Genomic DNA, 20,114 nt, shown 5'->3' with positions numbered 1-20,114 from the left:
GATACCTTTCGACAAACGCCAAAAAAGGCATGAGGAAAAAAAGATAGAACGATAGCTATACAAAGGGTAGTATATCCCTTTCTCTAGCTTACATTCCTTACTTTTCTCCACTCATGCCTGATCGAATCAGTAACACGTGTCAAAAATAGGTTTACGTATAAGTTCACTATAATTAAGGCAAGCGTTTTCGTAATTTCTCTTAATGTGTTTGTCGAAAATTGTATAACTTTGCAATAGTTATTATACATAACTATTGTAAGCGATTCAATGATTTTTTTTAACGTTTTCATTTTAGACAAAAATATATGTCTTTTTACACATGCTCTGCCTTTACTAAGCGTTGCAAATGCATCGTTAAATAAATGCTTTCTGCTTCATATACAGGAAGTTGCAATTCTTTTTGCATGACCTTAACTAGCTTCCAAGCTAAGTTATAGCATACTGGATATTCCGCCTTTAATAAATCAGCAAAACTTTGCGACTCCTCTACTTTTTCTCCTTTTTTCACCCTCTCAATAGCATATTGAAGATGACGAAGAAGGCGTAAATAATGAATACTTTCTTGATCTAATGTAATTTGTAAGTTCGTCTCAATTAAAGATACAAGTTGTGCAATGAGACGGGAGTTTTGATTAACTGAAGATAAATCCGAATTTGTAAGCGAACTGTAAATATGGAGTGCAATAAAACCGATTTCTCCTTCTGGCAATGTAATTTGCAAACGAGAATTTAAAAGTTCTACAACACCTTCCGCAATTTCATATTCCTCTGGATAGAGCATTTTTGTTTCAACTAAAAAAGGATTATCAATTGTAAGTCCTTGTTTTAACCTTTTAATCGCAAATGAAATATGATCTGTTAACGCAATATGAATATGTTCATTTAGTGGAGATTTCGCTTTTCCTTGAATGTACAACATAATATCATTCATCAATTCAATTAATTTTTCACTAACATGCGGCACTAATAATTTATATTGTTCACGATCACGTTCATTTTTTAAGACAAACATTTTTTCGATTTGTTCTTGCTCCAATACATCCTTCGCTTTTTTCCCAAATCCAATTCCTTTACCAATCACTACTACTTCCTCGTGTTCAGGATGGCTAGCAATGATAACATTATTATTTAAAACTTTTTTAATTTCTAGATAATTACTCATATAACACCACCCTCGTACTTAAATAGCCTACTTTTATGTTACAGAATATTCTTCTTTGTCGTCAATGTAAAACATCTGCCATTTAATAAAAATTCATTTTTTAGACATGTTTATATATGATGCGTATAATGTAAGAGCAACTGTACATAGAAAGGAGATAGCAGCATGATTAAAATGTTTGTAAGTGATATCGATGGTACAATGATGCAACACGGAGGTCTTATTGATGAACAAGATGTCGCGGCACTTCGCAGCCTTGCCGAGCAAAATGTTATTCTTTGCTTCGCTTCCGGAAGACTTGATAATGAAATTGCAGACTTAATGAAAGCTGTAAATACAAATTTTCATCGCATTAGTGTAAATGGTGTTTTTGTATATACTCATGAAAATAAACAACTATTATCTGCAACCTTTGATTCCAGCATACTTCCCGATTTGTTAGCTATGACGAATGAAGATCCTTATTTCCGTTATGTAAGTGATGAGCATAATTATTATATTGAAGAGAAAACACCTTTTATTCAAGAACTTGAACAACAAGTGACTATGACTTCTGTTGAGGAACCAAACTTATTACAGAAGATTGATGATACAATTTTCCCAAATAAAATTTCTGTCGGTGGAACAAAAGAGAGCTTACAACTCCTTCAGAAAAAAATTGATGAAAAATTCCACGGGAAAGTTAGTACTTTCATCTCAGCAGAACAATGTTTAGATGTAATGCCACCGAATGTTAGTAAAGGCTCTGCCATTTCTGTTTTATTAAATGAGTTTCAATTAAAACCTGAGGAAATTGCTTGTATAGGAGATTCTTACAATGATATTCCTATGTTTTCTTTAACTCCTCACAGTTTTGCTATGTCGCAAGCAGATGAAGCAGTAAAAAAACATGCTCACTATGTAGTAAATCACGTCAAAGATGCTGTTAACCACGTAATCGCTCATAATAAAAATACGACTCACTCCTTATAAGGATGAGTCGTATTTTTATTTCTTTACATGTTAACCATTTTCAATTCCACTGTACTTCACAAACTGAAATATACTATTTGTTACGTGCGATATTCGTAATAAATTTATAACGATCTCCACGATAAATACATTTCACGTACTCTAGCGGTATCTCACCTTCTGAATATGACCATTGACGCATTACAAGTACAGGCGCCTTTTTAGGAATATGCAGATGTTCAGCTTCATTTTCCGTCGCAACGGAAGCTTCAATTGACTGAGTAGCACTAACAAGTTTAAAGCCCAGTTTTTTCTCTAAATGTTCATATAAAGATTGTTGCAATATCTCTTCGTTAATATCTTTTACAAGAGCTGGCGACAAATATGTCGTCTCAAAAGCAATCGGTTCATCATCAGCTAAGCGAATACGCCTCACTTCATAAACCGATTCCCCCTCCTGTATTCTCAACCGGTCTGCTATTTTAGCAGTAGCTGGAACTAGGCGGAAACTAAGTAATTGACTACTTGGGTTCATCCCACGAGAAATCATGTCTTCTGTGAATCCAGTCATTCCTTGCAATTTCTGTTCCACTTTCGGGAGTTGGACAAATGTTCCAATTCCACGCTTCCGATATAAATAGCCTTGTTCCACTAAATTATTAATCGCCTGTCTGATTGTCATACGACTCACTTCGAACTTATCACAAAGTTCATTCTCAGATGGGATTTTATCTCCCGGCTTCCATTCGCCGTCCTCAATTAGCTGTTTCACCCACTCTTGAATCTGATAATAGATCGGAAATGGTGAATACTTGTCGATGTTCATCAGCAATCGCCTCACTGCATAAAGATAGAGCTTCTTGATCAGCGATTACGGTTACATTCGGATGATGTTGTAAAACTGTAGCCGGACACTCTTCACTATATTCACCTTGCAATAACTCTTTCACAGCTTCTGCCTTTTTAGAACCCATAGCAACTAATAGAATTTGTTTCGCTTTCATAATGCTTCCAATTCCCATTGTAATTGCATGAGTTGGCACATCTTCTTCTTTTTCGAAGAAACGAAGGTTTGCTTGGCGTGTAGATTCTGTTAATTCAACAATGTTTGTTGGAGAATTAAACAGCGTTCCTGGCTCGTTAAATCCGATGTGACCGTTTTCACCGATTCCAAGAATCTGTAGGTCAACTGGGTTAGCAGCTAGAATGCCCTCATAACGTTTGCACTCTTCCTCTAAATCACTTGCCATCCCGTTTGGTACATAAGTTTGTTTAAATGGAAGATGATCAAACAACTGTTCTTGCATGAAATAATGATAGCTGTTTTTATCTTCATGTGGTAAATTTACGTACTCATCTAAGTTTACAGTGGTTACACGGCTTGTATCAAGTTTATTTTTTCGCATTTCTGCATAAATACCTAATGGAGAGCTTCCTGTAGCCATTCCTAATGTTGGATTTTCTTTTCCTTTTACTACTTCTTCAATTAATTTATAACCTGCTTCTGCTAATTCTTCTGAAGTTTTTACAACAAGAATATTCATTTAATTACTTCCCTTCCTTCATATGAGTTCCTAAACGAACCGTATCATATACATGTAAATCTTCCGTCATCACAACAAAGTCTGCATCTTTCCCTACATCTAGTGCACCTTTATTATTTAACCCAAACTCTTCTGCTTGGTTCACTGATGTCATCAGTACTGCGTCTTCGATTGAACAACCTGTAAATTCAATTACATTTCGGAAAGCTTGATCCATTTTTAGAATACTACCAGCTAACGTTCCATCTTCTAATCGAGCACTACCATCTTTTACATGTACTGGCTGTCCGCCAAGCTCATATAATCCATCTTCAAGACCTTTTGCGCGCATTGCGTCAGTAATAACACTTACTTTTTTCGGTCCTTTTAACTTATATGCTAATTTCACCATATCAGGGTGAATATGAATACCATCTGTAATTACTTCAACCATTACATCTGGATTTAACAACACATGACCAACAACTCCTGGTTCACGGTGATGTAATCCACGCATTTGATTGTATAAGTGTGTCGCATGTGTAATATTTCTATTTTTTAGTTGCGCATCAATTGCATCTGTATGCCCCATTGTGCCAACTACACCAGTTTCAGCAAGATATTGTTCAAACTCTAATGCTCCCTCTTCTTCTGGCGCATATGTTACTAGTTTAATCAAATTCCCACTTGCTTCTTGCCATTGTTTAAATTGATCAATACTCGCAGGAACGATATGTTCAAGCGGTTGTGCACCTGCACGTTTCTTTGAAACATAAGGTCCTTCTAAATGAATATATTCGAAATGTGCTCCTTTTTCTTTTGCTTCTTTCGCAGCAGTTAGCGCTGCTTCAATTGCCTCTGGAGCTTGTGTCATTGTTGTCGGGAAGTAAGTTGTAACTCCTTCTTTTAACATCTCTTTACCTAGAGTTACTAACCCATCGCTATTTGCATCCATCGCATCAATATCGTATCCACCATGAATATGAACATCGATCATACCTGGAATTACAATCTTCCCTGTAGCATCAAAAACAGTTTCATTTTCTTGCGGTACATATTGAGCCATCAAACCAATTTCTTTAATGGTTTCTGCGTAACGAATAAATCCGTTTTCCACTACTTCTTGACCTGTGTAAATTTTGGCATTGATGACAATTTGCGTTTTCATTTTCATCGATCCTTTCCCATGAAATACCTACTTGTTATTATTACCTTATTCGCCTAATTCCATCTTAATATATGCACGAGTAGTTGTCTAGACATTCTAATGAAATTTCCTTTTTATTGAACTGAAAAGGAAATTTCTTACGTCCCTTATAATTATAATATATATTATTCATTTTTCCAAAAAGGGACAGTATTCACCTCTACTATAGAAATCACTTTAACAATGGCATTAACCCGCTAGACTCTAACATAATATGTTCACCATCTGTTTCTATTTCTACTGTACGTTTATTCGTTCTATATAACATTATACCGTGTCTCTTTAAGCGTTTCACTACACTTTGGTGAGGATGTCCATACGGATTACTACTCCCGTAAGACAAAATAGCAAACTGCGGTTCCACTTTTTTTATAAACGTTTCACTTGTTGAAGTATATGAGCCGTGATGCCCCACTTTTAACACATCTGCATGTACATCAAATTGTTTTAATATTTCATGTTCTGTCCGTACATCCGCGTCACCCATTAATAAAAAATCCGCTTTTCCATATCGCACCTTTAAAACAATTGAGGATTCATTATTTTCATCTTTTGATTTCCCATTGTTTAATACTTGTATAGAAACATGTGGATCCAGCGGTATGTATTGTCCTTCCTTTACTGAAACGAAAGGTATCCCTCTTTTTTTAATATTACTCCGATACGTATGATAAGTAAGAGAACTATATGTTTTTCCACTATCTAATATAAGCGATACCGGCATTTGCTCTACAATTGGAATTAATCCCCCTATATGATCCATATCGGGATGCGTACTAACAATTACATCTAAATGATTAATCCCTTTCTCAATTAATTTTTGAATAATAACCTCTCCTGCTTCATAAGGTCCTCCATCAATTAACATTGTTTGTCCGTTCGGCAATATGATAAGTGTTGCATCACCTTGCCCCACTTTTAAAAAGCTCACTTTCATTTTACTAAGATGCTGCCGTTGCATATGTAAAGGAGACGTAGTATGAATAGACATCATATACCTTTTAGCTGATGCGCTATTTAAAGAAAAGCATAATAAAACAGAAACTAATACTAGAATGATCCGTATACCTCTCATAACTCGTCTCCTTTTTTCATTTAGTATGGCACTGTAAATAATTGATATACAAAAAAAGCTTAGCAAAATGCTAAGCTTTTATTTCGATATCTCTTGTAAGGAACCGAAGAATAAATCCGCTTCATTCATTTGTTCATTCTCTTCAGAAAGCGGTGGTAAATCATCTAATGTTTTCAATCCAAATGTGTCCAAAAACTCTTTTGTTGTTCCATATAAAATAGGACGCCCTGGTCCTTCTGCTCTTCCCATTTCTTTTATAAGTAAATGTGAAACCAATGTTTGTAACGCCTTATCGGTTTTAACTCCTCTAATCTCTTCCATTTCAGTCCTTGTGATTGGTTGACGATATGCAACAATCGCTAACGTTTCAAGGGCAGCTTGAGAGAGCGAAGCAGCTGTTGGTGTATCTATTAATTTTTGATAATATGAAGCATGTTCTTTCTTTGTAGCAAAACGGTATACTTTTGCATACTGTACAATTTGCAAACCGCGGTGTGCACCTTCACATTCTTGTTGCATTTCTTCTAAAATATTAATTACTTCATTCATTTCAATTTCAAGAACTTTCGCTATTTGTTCTGGATAAATCCCTTCATCACCAGAAACAAATAAAAGACCTTCAATGATTGACTTTTGTTCTTTCCTATCCATTTCACGAGCTCCTTCCTTCTATTTTCCAATAAAAATACACATCAAAAAACCGAATCACAATCAATGCGTTCGGTTCAATATTTTTTCTCTTGTTCCAAACGATACATTAAAACATAGCATGAGATAAAGTGTTTCTATCCCGTTTTCACATACTTGCTCTATGCAGATTTATTAGAGCTTGATACGAAAATTTCATCAAAATTATGTTCTTGCTCAATTATGATTTGTTGATTTTTCATTAGTTCCAGAACTGCTAAAAATGTTACAACCATTACTTCACGTTCATCATCAACAAACAAATCATAAAAACTTTGGCGACCACCCTTTATTTTTAACTGCTTTAAAATATCAGTCATTCGCTGTGCAATTGGTATTTCTTGACGAGTAATACGTGTTGTTACAGGTTTTTTTGCCTTTTTACGGCGCATTAGTTTTTGAAATGCCGCTAGCATATCATATAACGTAACATCAAGAGGCAAGCTTGTCTCCTCTTCTTGTTGCAACGATGTAAAGTCAATTGGTGGACGTGTATATAGCTGTGCTCTTTCTTGTTCTCTTTCTTTTAACTCAGTAGCAACTTGCTTATATTTCTTATATTCAATTAACCTCTCCATCAATTCTTGACGAGGATCATCTATAAAATCATCACCGTTATCAAGTACATCTTCCTCATGTTTCGGCAACAACATTTTACTTTTAATTTGTAATAACGTTGCGGCCATTACTAAATACTCACTTGCAACATCTAATTGAAGTTCTTTCATCGTATGCACATAAGATAAATATTGCTCTGTAATATCTGCTACAGGAATATTATATATGTCAATTTCATAACGATGTATTAAATGTAACAATAGATCTAAAGGCCCTTCAAAAGCCTCTACTTTAAAATTATATTGCACAAAGCATCCCACCACATTTTTTCTATAACAACATAAGTATAGAGCATACTCATGTTCTATCCAACCTTTTTAAGAAATTTAATTAAAAATAGACCGATGCCTATGTCATCATGCCCACCACTTCATATGATAACAGTGTAGTAAGAACAATGTAGGAGGTCAAAAAACTATGGGTCACGTTGATTGTGGTTTTAGCGGTGGGTTCGCATTACTTGTTGTACTGTTTATTTTACTAATTATTGTAGGAGCAGCTTGCTTCTGCTAATATGAACAATAACGGCTAGGGGGAAATCCCCTAGTCGTTTATTGTTCATATTTCTATGATACACTTATATGTATAACCGTTAGATAGGGGCGAGAAAACATGTATCCTACCGAATACATACAATTTTTAATTCATTTCCACGGAGATTACGACTATTTTGAATGCCACGAAATACTAGAAGAGTACTGGAAGACAAAACCAAGAGGAAATCGTGATCATTACTTAGTTGGTCTCATTCAAATTGCAGTTTCTTTATACCATCAAAGACGTGCTAACTGGAATGGTTCCACAAAAATGATGAAAAGTGCAATCACAATTTTAGAAAAAAGCGGTGTGCCTTTACAACGTTTAGGAATTAATCAAGTACAACTTATTTCCTTGCTCAATGAAAGATTGCAATCTATCCATAAGAAAGAACGTTTTGTACCTTTATTTTTACCTTTATCGGATCCAACGTTAGAGAAGCAGTGCATAGAGTTATGTCAAAAACAAAACCTCCCTTGGAAAGATTTGAATGCTATCCCAGGTGAATATATTATACACAAGCATACTATGCGTGATCGAACAGAGGTCATTACTGAACGAAACGAACAATTACAAAAAAGAAAGCAGAGATAATAAACTACTTATCCCTGCTTTCACGAATGTATATTTTGTTCTAGCCCTTTACACTTTTTGCAAAAACTTGCTGTTTGCTCATTTCCGCAAATTGTAAATTCAAGAAATTTATTCTTTAACTCTTGAACCATCTTCGTCCCAATCCCCACATGACGGTGAGACGGGTTCACACTCAAATGCTGAATTTCTAATACTTGGTTCTCTTTTTTTACAATCCCCATTATTCCAACAAAATCTTCATTTTCTTTCCACAAATACAATTGCCAATCATCTTTTGCTTCATATTCTTTCATTGTCAATTGTAATGTTTTCACATCTTTTTCAGTTGGCATAAACGAAAGAAGCCCCATTGCAATTTTTTCATAACTTTTTTTAAAACGAATTAACATAACCCTTATCCCTTCTTACAAAAGTTACAAACTAGTAATCCCCTCAATCACTCTTTTCATATCACATTCATTTTACAATATTTTCAACAGAGTGAGAAGAGTCTAAAACAACTTGATAATCATACAAAGCGAAAAGAAGAAAGTCAAATGTATGTTTCAGCACCATTACTTTAATAAATAGAGTAAAAAAAAGAAAATTTTATATAGAATGAACAGAAACATATCATTCAACATCACTTCATTAATAGTTATCCTAAAGCAGTACAATTCTAGCAAAATTAATATAACAAAAAATATTTGTTGAAACATATAATGTAATGTATTCTATGTAATTTGTTAAGAGTTTGTTCTCACAAGCAGTATATTTTAGCAGCAACACTGCTTGTATTATGGGCTTTAAAAATAAAAAAGAGAGCAAAAGCTCTCTTTTTCCTTACCTTATTCTTCCCAAACTTTAACTTCTTTCATTACATCGCCTTGACGCATTTTTAATACTGTTTCAATACCGCTTGTTGCTTTACCAAATACAGTATGAACGCCATCTAAATGTGGCTGTGGCTCATGAACAACAAAGAATTGGCTACCGCCTGTGTTACGGCCAGCGTGAGCCATAGAAAGTGATCCTACAAGGTGTCTATGAGGGTTTCCATCAGTTTCACATGGAATAGAGTAACCTGGGCCACCTGCACCTGTACCTGTTGGATCTCCACCTTGGCTTACGAAGCCAGGAATAACACGGTGGAATGTAACACCGTCATAAAATCCTTGCTCTGCTAATTTTTTAAAGTTTTCTACTGTTTTTGGTGCTTCTTCTGGGAAAAATTCCAATTCGATTTTTTCACCATTTTCCATTAATATGTATCCTAAAGTTTTCATATGTATATGTCTCCTTTCAACTATCTCAGCACTATATTACCACATTCATGACTAGAAACAAAAAGAATCCGACAATCTAGATACTTCTTTTTTGAAATGTGGAAAAAGCTAGGTGACAAATAAGAAATATATACTATAATAACTTTGTTGCCCGAAAATTTTAGAAAGAGAAAGGGAGCGATTTTTCGTGAAAACGAAATTACTAGCTCTGCTATTAGCTGTAACGGTATTTATGATGCCAACAGCTTCATTTGCAGACATCATTGAGGGAGAATCAATTGTTACACTAGGAGAGAGCTTATCCGAACAACAAAAACAAGATCTGTTAAAAGAAATGAAAGCACCGAAAGATGCTACAATTATTACTGTATCTAATGCGGAAGAACATAAATTTCTAGAAGGCATTGTTCCAAAAGCACAAATTGGTACGAGAGCAATTTCTTCTTCTATGATTACATACACAAAACCAGGATCTGGTCTTATTGTACGATCAAAGAACATTAACTGGGTAACAGATGCAATGTACACTAACGCTTTGATTACAGCAGGTGTAAAAGATGCAGAAATTCAAATCACTGCACCTTTTAAAGTTTCAGGAACTGCAGCTTTAACTGGATTAATGAAAGCATATGAAACTGCGTCCAATAAACAAATTCCTGAAGAAGTTAAAAAAGTAGCGAATGAAGAAATGGTACAAACAGCCCAGCTTGGTGATAAAATTGGTGATGAAAAAGCAGTTCAACTTGTTGCAAAAATTAAAGAAGAAATTGCAAAAGAACAGCCAAAAACAACGGAAGATTTACGTTCATTAATTAAAAAAATTGCTGATCAACTCGGTATTACATTAACAGATGAACAGTTAGATAACTTAGTATCGTTATTTGATAAAATGAAAAATCTAAACATCGATTGGAATCAAGTTGGTAGTCAATTAAACAAAGCAAAAGAACACGTTTCTGCCTTTTTAGGATCTGAAGAAGGACAAAGTTTTCTAGATAAAGTGAAAGATTTCTTCTCAAGTATCATTGATTTTGTTAAATCTTTATTCAAATAAAAAAGAAGCCCGCCAGTGACGGGCTTCTTTTTTTATACAAGTAACGGTAATTTCATAACAGCTTCTTCAACCGAACGCACAATATGGTTTGCTTTCTCCTTTACATATGGATGGGCATGATGAAGAGTAAATGAATGCGGGGTTACTTCGAACATAGAAATATCATTGAAAGAATCTCCAATACAAGCAACTTCATTTGCTTCAACTTGCAAATGGTCCATTAGTCGCTTTAGAGCACTCCCCTTACTTACGCCTCTTGGCATAATATCAACATAGCGTTTACCTGATATAAAAACTTCTGCTTCTCCTTGAAACGTATCTCGTAGCTCTTGATCTAACGTCACAATTTTCTCTTCTTCTCCAAAAACAAACAATTTCGCAGGGTGTACAGTCTTACCAAACTCTTCTTCTAACGCTTCAATTTCAGCAATATGCACACCCATATACGCTTCAAAATTATGGTGATGTTCATTCTTCCTTTTTGTATATCGCTGCTCATTTGCACAAACAATATCCGCTAGTCCTTTTTTATGTATATATTGATATATTTCCTGGGCAACCTCATTTTCAAAACTCGATTCATGAAATAAATTTCCATCTGGAAGTAACATTGTCGCTCCATTTAAGCCAGTTGTGTAATATGGGAACGAAAACCTTTTTACAACTTCATCAATTCTGTGTGTAAAGCGGCCAGAGGCAAAACAAATATTTGTCCCTTTCTCAGCTAACCAACACAGCGCACGTTCATCTTCTTTTTGCATATGATTCACATCGTAAACGAGCGTGTCATCTAAATCACTTACAAATAATTTAATCATGTCCTCTTCCCCTTTCATACACAATATCTACTCTAAGTGTACACAAAAAATGTTTGTTTTTTGTTAAAAAACAATAAATTTTCTATAAAAAAAATAAACGGGAGTATAATCCCGTTTATTTTTGTCTTTTTACATTTTGAGGTCGTACAATACTTGGTCGTACTTTTAAACTAGACATCGTTGGACGGAGTAAAATCTTTGTTAATGCTCCCCAATCAAATGGTAAAAACGGCCATAAATATGGTGTTTGTAAACTCTTTATGGACGTTAAAAATAAAATCAATATTGTCATTCCTATTACAAATCCCATCTCGTGGAAGAGACCTGTTAAAATAATAACAAACAATTTCCCAACCTTATTCCCTAATCCTAATTCATAACTCGGTGTCGCATATGCACCAATCATCGAAACCGCTACATACAAAATGACTTCTGGCACAAACAAACCTACATCAATTGCAATTTGCCCAATTAATATAGCGGAAATCAACCCTGCTGCAGACGATAATGGGGTTGGAGTATGAATAGCAGCCATCCTTAAAAACTCAAGTCCAACTTCCGCCATTAATACTTGTAGTAATATTGGCAAGTGCGTCATCTTGTTCGGTCCAATAAAAGCTAGATTCGCTGGCAAAAGGGTTGGATCAAATACAAATACTAACCAAAATGGTAATAAAAATAGCGAAAATATAACACCTAAGAAACGTACCCAACGTAAAAATGTACCGACAGCTGGATTTTGTCTAAACTCTTCTGCATGCTGTAAATGGTGAAAATATGTTGTTGGTGTAATCATAGCACTTGGCGATGTATCAACAAGAACAAGAACATGTCCCTCTAGTAGATGATTTGCTGCTACATCTGGTCTTTCTGTATATCGAATAAGTGGGAATGGGTTATAGCTTTGCTTTACAACAAATTCTTCCACTGTTTTATCCGCCATCGTAATTCCATCTACATCGATGTTATTTAATTCTTGTTTTATAATCTTTACTAAGTCTGGATTTGCAACATCTTGAACGTATGTAATACAAATATCCGTTTGTGATCTATCTCCTACTCGAATAATTTCATTTCGAAGACGTGGATCTCGAATTCTTCTACGAATTAACGCTGTATTTACAACGATATTCTCAACAAATCCATCCCTCGCACCGCGCACTACCTTTTCGGTATCTGGTTCTGTCGGTGTTCGTCCTGGATAACTACGAACATCGATTGCGAACGCTTCCGTTTCACCTTCCACAAATATAATAATAAGTCCTGATAATGCTTGGACCATTACTTCATCCATCGTTTTTACTTTACTTACTTGCTGATGGATTAAACGGTTTTCTAAAAGCTTCACCGTATCTTCTTCAACATCCCGAATTTCATTTGTATCTACCGCTTCTTCTAAAATAGGGATAATATAGTTTGTATCACAAAGTCCATTGACAAATAATACAGCAATTTCTTTATTCAAAATTTGAAATTTACGAATACCAACATCGAATGTAACGCCTAGTCCAACTGTCTGCTTTAAATAATTTTCATTGTCACTTATGAAAGTTGATATAGGAATATCCACTTTTTTAGGCTTCGTCATAAAACCCACTCCTTTCCAAAATTAATTGAATTGCTTTCTTTGTAATAGGTGATCCTCTCTCCCATTCATCGTTCCCGCACATCTTACCAATATCACCAACTCCAACAATGACAGGAACATTTAAATCATCTAAACAATAGATTGTATCTCCGCTAATCCTACCAATTTCACCATCTGGAAGACCAAATTTATCAACACCGTATTCAGTTAAATTCCCGTTCCGATCTACACTTACATCTACACGTGCCCATTCCCAATGATGCGTATTAGACGCTACCGCTAAAATACCAAGTACATCAATTTGTTTATGGGTAGCCACATATTTTAAAGCCTTTTCACCAGATCCTTCTCCAATAAATCCACTATCATCAAACATGACAAATACAGGGTCATATGGCGTTTGCATAATAAGCTCAACAACTTTCTTCCCTGTCAATTTGGTTGGATTACTTTGTGATGCTGAAATACACCTTCCCCCAAATTCCTTTGTTAAAAGCTCAATTGTCCGCTTTGCATATTCATCTCCATCTGTGACCAAAACAACCCTTCGTCTCATTTGATTTATCCTTTCGGTTTACATATAAGTGCTATAAAAAATGAAAACAATATTGCTGCGGAAATGCCCGCAGACGTTAAACTAAACATGCCAATACCAATTCCTAAATATCCATGTTTTTCTGCCGCATGCATTGCTCCGTGCAATAGTGAATGTCCAAAACTTGTAATAGGGACTGTGGCTCCAGCACCTGCAAACTTTATTAGTTTATCGTACAATCCAAATCCATCTAAAACTGCTCCGATGACTACAAAAGTTGCCATTAAATGAGCTGGTGTTAACTTTGCGAAATCTAACAATAGTTGTCCAATTACACAAATAGCTCCACCTACAAGAAATGCATATATAAAATCCACAATTCACTCTCCTTTAACTCTCTCAAATACGACACCATGTGCAATCGTTGGAATCGTTTCTTTCTGTTGCATAATCATCGGACTTAATAATGCACCAGTAGCAACGACAAAAATTCGTTGCAAATTCCCTTTTTGCATCTCGTGTAATAAATGACCATATGTGACAACTGCTGAACAAGCGCAACCACTACCACCTGCAAACACTTCTTCTTGACTTGATTCATAAATCATTAATCCGCAATCATTGTATATATGCCCAAGATCGTAACCTTCCTCAAGTAAAAGTTGTTTTGCAATTGGCGTCCCAACAGCTGATAAATCTCCCGTAACAATTAAATCATAATCATCGGCACTTCTTCTTAAATCTTCAAAATGCTGTTGAATTGTATGAGCTGCTGCTGGAGCCATCGCCGATCCCATATCCAAAGGATTCGCGATTCCTAAATCTTGCACTTTTCCGATTGTAGCCGCCGTAATTTTAATTGCACTTTTTTCATTGCTAATTAATATAGACCCTGCACCAGTCACAGTTGAATTCGCTGTTCCCGGCTTTTGTCCACCGTACTCTGTTGGATAGCGAAATTGCCTTTCAGCCGTTGCATTATGACTACTTACTGTAGCTAAGACACGATTTGCAAATCCACCGTCTATAAAGGCTGATCCGACCGCCAAGGTCTCCATGGATGTTGCACAAGCGCTAAACATTCCTAAAAAAGGAATGCCAAACTCCCGAGCAACATAATTTGCTGTCACTGTTTGATTTAATAAATCTCCCGCTAAAAAGAAATCAATTTGCGATGTTTTTATATTCCCTTTTTGCACTGCTTGTTGAATTGAGTCTGACATTAATCTTCGTTCGGCGAGTTCCCAATTTTCCTCTCCACAATGCAAGTCATCATATGAAATATCAAAATCTTTTCCAAGAGGGCCTTCAGCTTCTTTCGGACCGACAGCAGTACCCGTTGCATTCACATATATATTATTTTGAAATACCCACGTTTGTTTTCCGGTCAACCTCATACTAGCCCCTCTCTTAAGACATAAAAATTTTAAAGGTATACCTTATTAACCCAATGATATATGCACCAACAACCCCAAATACAATCACACTTCCTGCCAGTTTAAACATATTTGTAGCAATCCCTAGAACAACTCCTTCGCTCTTATGTTCTAAGGCAGCGCTCGCCATAGAATTCGCAAATCCTGTCACTGGTACCGCTGATCCTGCTCCAGCAAATTGACCGATTTTATCATATACACCACATCCTGTTAAAATCGCCGATAATAATACAAGCGTTGCAACTGTTGGGTTTCCTGCCTCTTGTTCACTGAAATGAAAATAATGTATATAAAATTTCATCAATACTTCTCCAACTGTACAAATGAGTCCACCTACAAGAAATGCTTTGGCACAATTTAGTAAATAGTTTGGCTTTGGATGATACTCCTTCACTTTATTTATGTAATCATCCTTCAATTTCTGACTTGTCATTTATATATTGCCTCCTACTTTACGAAATAAATCCAGTGAAACAACGATCCTATTACTTTCCCAAGTACAAGGGCAACGAGTAGAACAATAATCTTTCCCTCTACCCCTACTCGTTTCGCTAAAATAGGTAGAACATTTAACACTTCTGTTAATGCCGCAGCAAGCATTCCAATGAACGTGCCACAAAATATCCCTAATATAACAAGCCAATATTGCGACGTTTGAAATGTAATGTTTTTCAAACTACACCAAGCCCCTGTTAAAGTACCTACAATGACTGCCCACTCAAAATATTGAATATGCTTTCCACTTCTCGTTAATTGAGCTAAACGTGGGATTATACCAAGTACAGCTAAAAATGCGACATATCCGCTACCTACTGCAATCCCTCCCGCTAAACCAATTAAAATAACAAATCCAGACTCAATCATCGGCAAGTTGTTTCATATTATCCTTGTTTTCATTAACGATTACATACTGATCAAGTGACTGTTGGTATTGAAACATCTCAACTTCTAACGGACTTGGCTCTTCATTAATTCGCTTTTGAAATACATGATTAAAGAATAAAACCATCCCTAAGCCAAGACCTAAAGAATAAGGAATTTGAAATAAAAGTGGTTGTGCATTAAATTCTCCAGTAATCATGTAATATAACCGTTGATGTACTTGTTGCATACTTACATCTTCATGGAAATAAATGATTGCAAGAGCCGCTCCAATAAAAAGCAACATCCATACAAGCCCGAAAAAAATTGGGTGTGCCTTCTTTTTTTCGTATATAATTTCAACAAGAGTTTGTCCAGAACCGAGTAAATTAATTTGTACATGAGATGCTTTCTGTTGAATAATCTCAATCACTTTCATAACATCAATTACAACATGCGTCTTATCATGCGCTGTTATTTTGTAAACAATCTCATTTTGTAACAACTCAACTACGAAAGAATCTCCAGCAAGTTGAGCAACATCGCCCAGCTTTACTTCATAAGTAGGAGAAACTTTTAACCGATTGCGCATTTTAATATAAATCGTTTGTTCCAACTTTCATTCACCCCTTCACTCTTCCTCGTAGTTGTAGTATGGTTATTGAATTTTTTTCTAATACAATTTTTTCATAAAAAAAACATCTGCACCATTTCGGTACAGATGTTTTTTTATTTATGCCTTTTTCTTAAATAAGTTTGCAATACTTAATGCAAGCCCTCCCCAAATGACTACTATTCCAATAACCATCATCATAATCGCTGACCCACTCATTATGAAACACCTCGATCTTTCCATTCTTTTTCAAGCTTAGCAGAATCTGAATGTATTTGTGCATCCCATTTTTTCAGACCAATGATTAGTGCAACTATTAGGAATGCTGCTGCTATCGACCAACCATACGTCACAACAAACTCAGTCGGATAATCTCCGTAGTTCTTTTTAACATTTTGGATTGTACCATCAATTAACATATACCCTAACATGAGCGGAGTAATAACGAGTAAACTCACTCTCCAAAACGTTCCTAACTTAATATCAGATACGAAGTTTGCATGATTTTGATAAACTGGTAAACGACGTAAAATGAGCCCTATTGTAACTACTTCCGCAAGCGCAATCGTAATTAACCCAAAATTATTAGCGAAATAGTCGACAACATCTAAGAACATAAGCCCACCACGCGTTGCAAAAACAAGAGAAACTAATACGAGAAGAGTTCCCATAATTCCAATGGTTTTTTCACGACTTAAGCTGAATTTTTCGGATACAGCCGCAAAGCATACTTCCGCAAGTGAAATAAGTGATGTAATTCCAGCAACCGTTAAAGATAAGAAGAATAATACGCCAAATAACGATGACATCGGCAATTCATTAATAATTTGTGGGAATACTACGAACGCAAGTCCTACACCAGCACTTGCTACTTTATCAACTGGTACTCCCATATTATTTGCCATAAATCCAAGAGCTGCAAAGACCCCAATACCTGCTAATAATTCAAATCCTGAGTTTGCAAATCCAGTAATAAAGGCATTATTTGTTGTATCCGAGTTTTTCGGCAAATAACTAGAATACGTAATCATAATTCCAAATGCTAAAGATAAACTAAAGAATATTTGGCCATAAGCGGCAAGCCATACTTTCCCATCAAAAATACGACTCCAATCTGGTTTAAAGAATGCATCTAGACCTTGCATAGCACCTTCCATCGTCACTGCACGAACGACGATAATAAGGAACATAACAACTAATAAAGGAATGAATATACGGTTAACAACTTCGATTCCTTTCTTAACTCCTTTAAATGCAACGCCAAGCACAATAATCCAAACGAGAGCTAACGGAATTAATACTTCCGGTACAAGTCCTCCAAATTGTCCTGGCTTATCTGCAACATGTAAGTACTCTTTAAATAAAAATGATTGCGTGTCTTTCCCCCATGCTCCAGTAATTGCAAAGTATGTATACGAAATAGACCAAGCAATAATTACTGCATAATATGTTGAAACGATAAATGTTACACACATTTGCCACCATCCAATAAATTCAGCACGCGGGCTAATACGGAAAAATGTAAGTGGTGCCGAGCCACGATGACGATGACCAAGAGCAAACTCAAAAGCTAACAATGAAATACCAGTCGTTAATAATGCAAATAAGTATGGTAAAAAGAATGCGCCTCCTCCATTTTCATACGCTGTATAAGGAAAACGCCATATGTTTCCTAATCCAACGGCAGAGCCGACCGCTGCGAAAATAAATCCAGCCCTCGTTCCCCATTGTTGCCTCGTTTCCATGTTTCCTTCCCCCTTTATGACAAGTTCATACTTGGATTATATTTTAAATTAACTAAATTATCAATAAATTCTGTTAATTATCACAAAAATTAATAGCCCTCTCCTATTAACTGCATAAAAAAATCGAATAGACAATTATTCATCTATTCGATCTTTCATCTGTTTTAATATTTTCTTTTCAAGTCTTGAAACTTGTACTTGGGAAATGCCTATGCGCTCTGCTACTTCTGACTGTGTTTGATCTTTATAGTAACGCAAGTATACAATTAAGCGCTCTCGTTCATCTAGTTCTCTAATCGCTTCTTTTAAAGCAATTTTATCGAACCATTTCGTTTCAGATTGATCTGCAATTTGATCTAAAATGGTGATTGGATCTCCATCGTTTTCATATACAGTTTCATGTATAGATGAAGGAGCCCGGCTCGCTTCTTGCGCTAGAACAACTTCCTCTGGCGTTAGTTCTAGTGCCTCTGCCACTTCATTAATCGTTGGAGCCCTACCGAATTCTTTCGAAAGCTCATCTCTCATCTTTCGAATTTTATTTCCCGTTTCTTTTAAAGACCTACTTACTTTCACTGATCCATCGTCACGTAAAAAACGTTGTATTTCTCCAATAATCATGGGAACTGCATAGGTTGAAAATTTCACGTCGAAAGATAAATCAAATTTATCTACCGATTTTAAGAGCCCAATACATCCAATTTGAAATAGATCGTCTGGTTCGTATCCTCGATTAAGAAACCGCTGTACAACCGACCAAACGAGACGCATATTACTTTGAACGATTGTATCTCTCGCTTGTTGATCTCCATCTTGACTTTTTTGAATTAACGCTTTTAGCTCGTGGTCCTTTAACTGAGGTTTCTTCTTCTCATTTTTGACCTCTATGTCCATAGGCTATTCTCCTTAATTGCATAGAGCGTTACTATTTGATAAGTATTTTGTCAAATGGATTGTTGTCCCGAAAGATTCGTTTGAAATAACTTCTACTTCATCCATAAAATTTTCCATGATAGTAAATCCCATTCCGGAACGCTCTAATTCAGGTTTAGTTGTAAAAAGGGGTTGTCTTGCCTCATCTAAATTAAAGATGCCAATCCCTTCATCTCGAATCGTGAGTTTCACCATTGCCTCTTCCAAAATTACAGAAATATAAACAGTACCTTCTGCATTTCCTTCGTATCCATGAATAATTGCATTTGTAACCGCTTCTGACACAACAGTTTTAATCTCCGTTAACTCATCCATCGTTGGATCTAGTTGCGCAATAAAAGCTGCCACTGTAACGCGAGCGAATGATTCATTTTGACTTAATGCTGAAAATTGAAGGTTCATTTCATTTCTCATTTATGCCACCCCCAACGTCGCGAGCGCGTGCGCTTCACTTTCTTCTAAGCGAACAATTTTGAATAAGCCCGACATTTCAAATAAACGCTTTACAGGCGGTGAAATTGCACAAACAACCATTTCTCCACCTAATCCCTTTACGTGTTTATATCGGCCTAATATTACACCTAGACCAGAACTATCCATAAACGATAAGCTCTCTAGGCTCAAAACAATATGATGAACACCATGTGTCTCAATCATATCTGTCACTTTCGTTCGCAACTCTTCAGCAGTATGATGATCTAATTCACCCGCTAGTCTCACACATAGGACGTCACGTTTTACTTCTAATTGCATGGAAAGACTCACACGATTTCCTCCTTATGCTCAAACTTTACTCATTCACATACATAAAGATTTTCGTGATACAACATAAGAATCCTTCCTACTGACAAAAGAAGAACTATTTCGCCATAAAGTGAAACCATTCAACAATTATTTACTTACGTACGAATA

At 35.8% G+C, this 20,114-nt stretch carries 26 protein-coding genes; 4 read left to right on the top strand and 22 right to left on the bottom strand.

The features are described 5' to 3' along the window. Positions 1-313 precede the first annotated feature (313 nt). On the bottom strand, positions 314-1,162 hold the full coding sequence (gene glcT, locus COK05_RS21360; protein ID WP_098614152.1) for a glucose PTS transporter transcription antiterminator GlcT: 849 nt from the start codon (positions 1,160-1,162) through the stop codon (positions 314-316). Positions 1,163-1,327: 165 nt separating this feature from the next. On the opposite strand from glcT, the gene COK05_RS21355 reads away from it, so the two are divergent. Then, positions 1,328-2,134, top strand: a complete 807-nt coding sequence (locus tag COK05_RS21355) for an HAD family hydrolase (RefSeq protein WP_098614151.1) — start codon at positions 1,328-1,330, stop codon at positions 2,132-2,134. 73 nt (positions 2,135-2,207) lie between these two features. On the opposite strand, the gene COK05_RS21350 is transcribed toward COK05_RS21355, so the two are convergent. The 6 genes from COK05_RS21350 to scpA form a co-directional block, all read right to left on the bottom strand. Continuing rightward, positions 2,208-2,939 (bottom strand): GntR family transcriptional regulator, encoded by a 732-nt coding sequence (locus tag COK05_RS21350; RefSeq protein ID WP_014894892.1) that lies wholly within the window; start codon positions 2,937-2,939, stop codon positions 2,208-2,210. Continuing rightward, positions 2,869-3,657 carry a glucosamine-6-phosphate deaminase gene (nagB, locus tag COK05_RS21345; protein ID WP_098614150.1) on the bottom strand — a complete coding sequence of 263 codons (789 nt, stop codon included), beginning with the start codon at positions 3,655-3,657 and terminating at the stop codon, positions 2,869-2,871. The genes COK05_RS21350 and nagB overlap by 71 nt, the downstream gene beginning before the upstream one ends. Before the next feature lie 4 nt (positions 3,658-3,661). Further along, entirely contained in the window at positions 3,662-4,804 is a 1,143-nt protein-coding gene (gene nagA, locus COK05_RS21340) for an N-acetylglucosamine-6-phosphate deacetylase (RefSeq protein WP_098614181.1), read from the bottom strand. A 211-nt stretch (positions 4,805-5,015) separates the two neighbouring features. Then, on the bottom strand, positions 5,016-5,918 hold the full coding sequence (locus COK05_RS21335) for a ComEC/Rec2 family competence protein (RefSeq protein WP_098614149.1): 903 nt from the start codon (positions 5,916-5,918) through the stop codon (positions 5,016-5,018). Between the two features lie 78 nt (positions 5,919-5,996). After that, positions 5,997-6,569: a segregation/condensation protein ScpB gene (scpB, locus tag COK05_RS21330; RefSeq protein WP_098614148.1), complete on the bottom strand. Its 573-nt coding sequence runs from the start codon at positions 6,567-6,569 to the stop codon at positions 5,997-5,999. Positions 6,570-6,727: 158 nt separating this feature from the next. Then, positions 6,728-7,471 (bottom strand): segregation/condensation protein A, encoded by a 744-nt coding sequence (scpA, locus tag COK05_RS21320; RefSeq protein ID WP_098614147.1) that lies wholly within the window; start codon positions 7,469-7,471, stop codon positions 6,728-6,730. Positions 7,472-7,640: 169 nt separating this feature from the next. On the opposite strand from scpA, the gene COK05_RS21315 reads away from it, so the two are divergent. After that, on the top strand, positions 7,641-7,736 hold the full coding sequence (locus tag COK05_RS21315; protein ID WP_000510194.1) for a YjcZ family sporulation protein: 96 nt from the start codon (positions 7,641-7,643) through the stop codon (positions 7,734-7,736). 99 nt (positions 7,737-7,835) lie between these two features. Continuing rightward, complete coding sequence (locus COK05_RS21310) at positions 7,836-8,354, top strand: DUF309 domain-containing protein (RefSeq protein WP_098614146.1); 519 nt, start codon at positions 7,836-7,838, stop codon at positions 8,352-8,354. 20 nt (positions 8,355-8,374) lie between these two features. Here COK05_RS21310 and ribT read toward each other — a convergent pair whose 3' ends face one another. Next, on the bottom strand, positions 8,375-8,743 hold the full coding sequence (gene ribT / locus COK05_RS21305) for a GNAT family N-acetyltransferase RibT (RefSeq protein WP_098614145.1): 369 nt from the start codon (positions 8,741-8,743) through the stop codon (positions 8,375-8,377). Between the two features lie 438 nt (positions 8,744-9,181). Next, on the bottom strand, positions 9,182-9,619 hold the full coding sequence (locus tag COK05_RS21295; RefSeq protein ID WP_016080395.1) for a peptidylprolyl isomerase: 438 nt from the start codon (positions 9,617-9,619) through the stop codon (positions 9,182-9,184). A 187-nt stretch (positions 9,620-9,806) separates the two neighbouring features. Here COK05_RS21295 and COK05_RS21290 point away from each other — a divergent pair, with 187 nt between their 5' ends. After that, the gene (locus tag COK05_RS21290) at positions 9,807-10,673 is read left to right on the top strand and encodes a DUF1002 domain-containing protein (protein WP_098614144.1); all 867 of its coding nucleotides are present in this window, start codon (positions 9,807-9,809) and stop codon (positions 10,671-10,673) included. A gap of 32 nt (positions 10,674-10,705) precedes the next feature. Here the strand turns inward: COK05_RS21290 and COK05_RS21285 are convergent, their stop codons facing one another. The 13 genes from COK05_RS21285 to spoIIAA all read right to left on the bottom strand — a co-directional run bounded on the left by COK05_RS21285 (position 10,706) and on the right by spoIIAA (position 19,967). Further along, positions 10,706-11,509, bottom strand: a complete 804-nt coding sequence (locus COK05_RS21285; RefSeq protein WP_141539197.1) for a Cof-type HAD-IIB family hydrolase — start codon at positions 11,507-11,509, stop codon at positions 10,706-10,708. Between the two features lie 97 nt (positions 11,510-11,606). Continuing rightward, the gene (gene spoVAF / locus COK05_RS21280) at positions 11,607-13,079 is read right to left on the bottom strand and encodes a spore germination protein SpoVAF (protein WP_098614142.1); all 1,473 of its coding nucleotides are present in this window, start codon (positions 13,077-13,079) and stop codon (positions 11,607-11,609) included. After that, the gene (locus COK05_RS21275; protein ID WP_001254415.1) at positions 13,066-13,635 is read right to left on the bottom strand and encodes a stage V sporulation protein AE; all 570 of its coding nucleotides are present in this window, start codon (positions 13,633-13,635) and stop codon (positions 13,066-13,068) included. Before COK05_RS21275 ends, spoVAF begins: the two co-directional genes overlap by 14 nt. Before the next feature lie 5 nt (positions 13,636-13,640). Continuing rightward, positions 13,641-13,991: a stage V sporulation protein AE gene (gene spoVAE, locus COK05_RS21270; RefSeq protein WP_098614141.1), complete on the bottom strand. Its 351-nt coding sequence runs from the start codon at positions 13,989-13,991 to the stop codon at positions 13,641-13,643. Positions 13,992-13,994: 3 nt separating this feature from the next. Then, positions 13,995-15,011: a stage V sporulation protein AD gene (gene spoVAD / locus COK05_RS21265; protein ID WP_098614140.1), complete on the bottom strand. Its 1,017-nt coding sequence runs from the start codon at positions 15,009-15,011 to the stop codon at positions 13,995-13,997. 13 nt (positions 15,012-15,024) lie between these two features. Beyond that, a complete protein-coding gene (gene spoVAC / locus COK05_RS21260; protein ID WP_098614139.1) occupies positions 15,025-15,483 on the bottom strand; it encodes a stage V sporulation protein AC in 459 nt (152 codons plus the stop codon). Between the two features lie 14 nt (positions 15,484-15,497). Then, positions 15,498-15,914: a stage V sporulation protein SpoVAB gene (spoVAB, locus tag COK05_RS21255; protein ID WP_098614138.1), complete on the bottom strand. Its 417-nt coding sequence runs from the start codon at positions 15,912-15,914 to the stop codon at positions 15,498-15,500. Beyond that, entirely contained in the window at positions 15,907-16,527 is a 621-nt protein-coding gene (locus tag COK05_RS21250) for a stage V sporulation protein AA (protein ID WP_098614137.1), read from the bottom strand. The genes spoVAB and COK05_RS21250 overlap by 8 nt, the downstream gene beginning before the upstream one ends. Before the next feature lie 117 nt (positions 16,528-16,644). Further along, entirely contained in the window at positions 16,645-16,743 is a 99-nt protein-coding gene (locus COK05_RS21245; RefSeq protein WP_000016826.1) for a methionine/alanine import family NSS transporter small subunit, read from the bottom strand. After that, a complete protein-coding gene (locus COK05_RS21240) occupies positions 16,743-18,269 on the bottom strand; it encodes a sodium-dependent transporter (protein ID WP_098614136.1) in 1,527 nt (508 codons plus the stop codon). Before COK05_RS21240 ends, COK05_RS21245 begins: the two co-directional genes overlap by 1 nt. A gap of 135 nt (positions 18,270-18,404) precedes the next feature. After that, positions 18,405-19,163 (bottom strand): RNA polymerase sporulation sigma factor SigF, encoded by a 759-nt coding sequence (gene sigF, locus COK05_RS21235; RefSeq protein ID WP_000350729.1) that lies wholly within the window; start codon positions 19,161-19,163, stop codon positions 18,405-18,407. A gap of 12 nt (positions 19,164-19,175) precedes the next feature. Beyond that, positions 19,176-19,616: an anti-sigma F factor gene (spoIIAB, locus tag COK05_RS21230; RefSeq protein ID WP_001243394.1), complete on the bottom strand. Its 441-nt coding sequence runs from the start codon at positions 19,614-19,616 to the stop codon at positions 19,176-19,178. Next, the gene (gene spoIIAA, locus COK05_RS21225) at positions 19,617-19,967 is read right to left on the bottom strand and encodes an anti-sigma F factor antagonist (RefSeq protein WP_098614135.1); all 351 of its coding nucleotides are present in this window, start codon (positions 19,965-19,967) and stop codon (positions 19,617-19,619) included. Between the last annotated feature and the right edge of the window lie 147 nt (positions 19,968-20,114).

Source organism: Bacillus cereus (genome assembly GCF_002567495.1).
GTDB classification, from domain to species: domain Bacteria; phylum Bacillota; class Bacilli; order Bacillales; family Bacillaceae_G; genus Bacillus_A; species Bacillus_A cereus_AQ.
The sequence above is the reverse complement of the archived record's forward strand: the minus strand, read 5'-3'. Positions and strand labels throughout refer to the sequence as shown.

Coding starts and splice junctions, on each gene's coding strand:
- COK05_RS21275 (WP_001254415.1), bottom strand. CDS start 13,635: ATGAGACGAAGGGTTGTTTTGGTCACAGATGGAGATGAATATGCAAAG.
- nagA (WP_098614181.1), bottom strand. CDS start 4,804: ATGAAAACGCAAATTGTCATCAATGCCAAAATTTACACAGGTCAAGAA.
- ribT (WP_098614145.1), bottom strand. CDS start 8,743: ATGTTAATTCGTTTTAAAAAAAGTTATGAAAAAATTGCAATGGGGCTT.
- spoVAC (WP_098614139.1), bottom strand. CDS start 15,483: ATGACAAGTCAGAAATTGAAGGATGATTACATAAATAAAGTGAAGGAG.
- spoVAF (WP_098614142.1), bottom strand. CDS start 13,079: ATGACGAAGCCTAAAAAAGTGGATATTCCTATATCAACTTTCATAAGT.
- sigF (WP_000350729.1), bottom strand. CDS start 19,163: ATGGACATAGAGGTCAAAAATGAGAAGAAGAAACCTCAGTTAAAGGAC.
- COK05_RS21310 (WP_098614146.1), top strand. CDS start 7,836: ATGTATCCTACCGAATACATACAATTTTTAATTCATTTCCACGGAGAT.
- COK05_RS21245 (WP_000016826.1), bottom strand. CDS start 16,743: ATGAGTGGGTCAGCGATTATGATGATGGTTATTGGAATAGTAGTCATT.
- nagB (WP_098614150.1), bottom strand. CDS start 3,657: ATGAATATTCTTGTTGTAAAAACTTCAGAAGAATTAGCAGAAGCAGGT.
- COK05_RS21315 (WP_000510194.1), top strand. CDS start 7,641: ATGGGTCACGTTGATTGTGGTTTTAGCGGTGGGTTCGCATTACTTGTT.
- scpB (WP_098614148.1), bottom strand. CDS start 6,569: ATGGATAGGAAAGAACAAAAGTCAATCATTGAAGGTCTTTTATTTGTT.
- glcT (WP_098614152.1), bottom strand. CDS start 1,162: ATGAGTAATTATCTAGAAATTAAAAAAGTTTTAAATAATAATGTTATC.
- spoVAD (WP_098614140.1), bottom strand. CDS start 15,011: ATGAGGTTGACCGGAAAACAAACGTGGGTATTTCAAAATAATATATAT.
- COK05_RS21355 (WP_098614151.1), top strand. CDS start 1,328: ATGATTAAAATGTTTGTAAGTGATATCGATGGTACAATGATGCAACAC.
- COK05_RS21295 (WP_016080395.1), bottom strand. CDS start 9,619: ATGAAAACTTTAGGATACATATTAATGGAAAATGGTGAAAAAATCGAA.
- spoVAB (WP_098614138.1), bottom strand. CDS start 15,914: ATGATTGAGTCTGGATTTGTTATTTTAATTGGTTTAGCGGGAGGGATT.
- COK05_RS21335 (WP_098614149.1), bottom strand. CDS start 5,918: ATGAGAGGTATACGGATCATTCTAGTATTAGTTTCTGTTTTATTATGC.
- COK05_RS21285 (WP_141539197.1), bottom strand. CDS start 11,509: ATGAAAGGGGAAGAGGACATGATTAAATTATTTGTAAGTGATTTAGAT.
- COK05_RS21350 (WP_014894892.1), bottom strand. CDS start 2,939: ATGAACATCGACAAGTATTCACCATTTCCGATCTATTATCAGATTCAA.
- spoIIAB (WP_001243394.1), bottom strand. CDS start 19,616: ATGAGAAATGAAATGAACCTTCAATTTTCAGCATTAAGTCAAAATGAA.
- COK05_RS21240 (WP_098614136.1), bottom strand. CDS start 18,269: ATGGAAACGAGGCAACAATGGGGAACGAGGGCTGGATTTATTTTCGCA.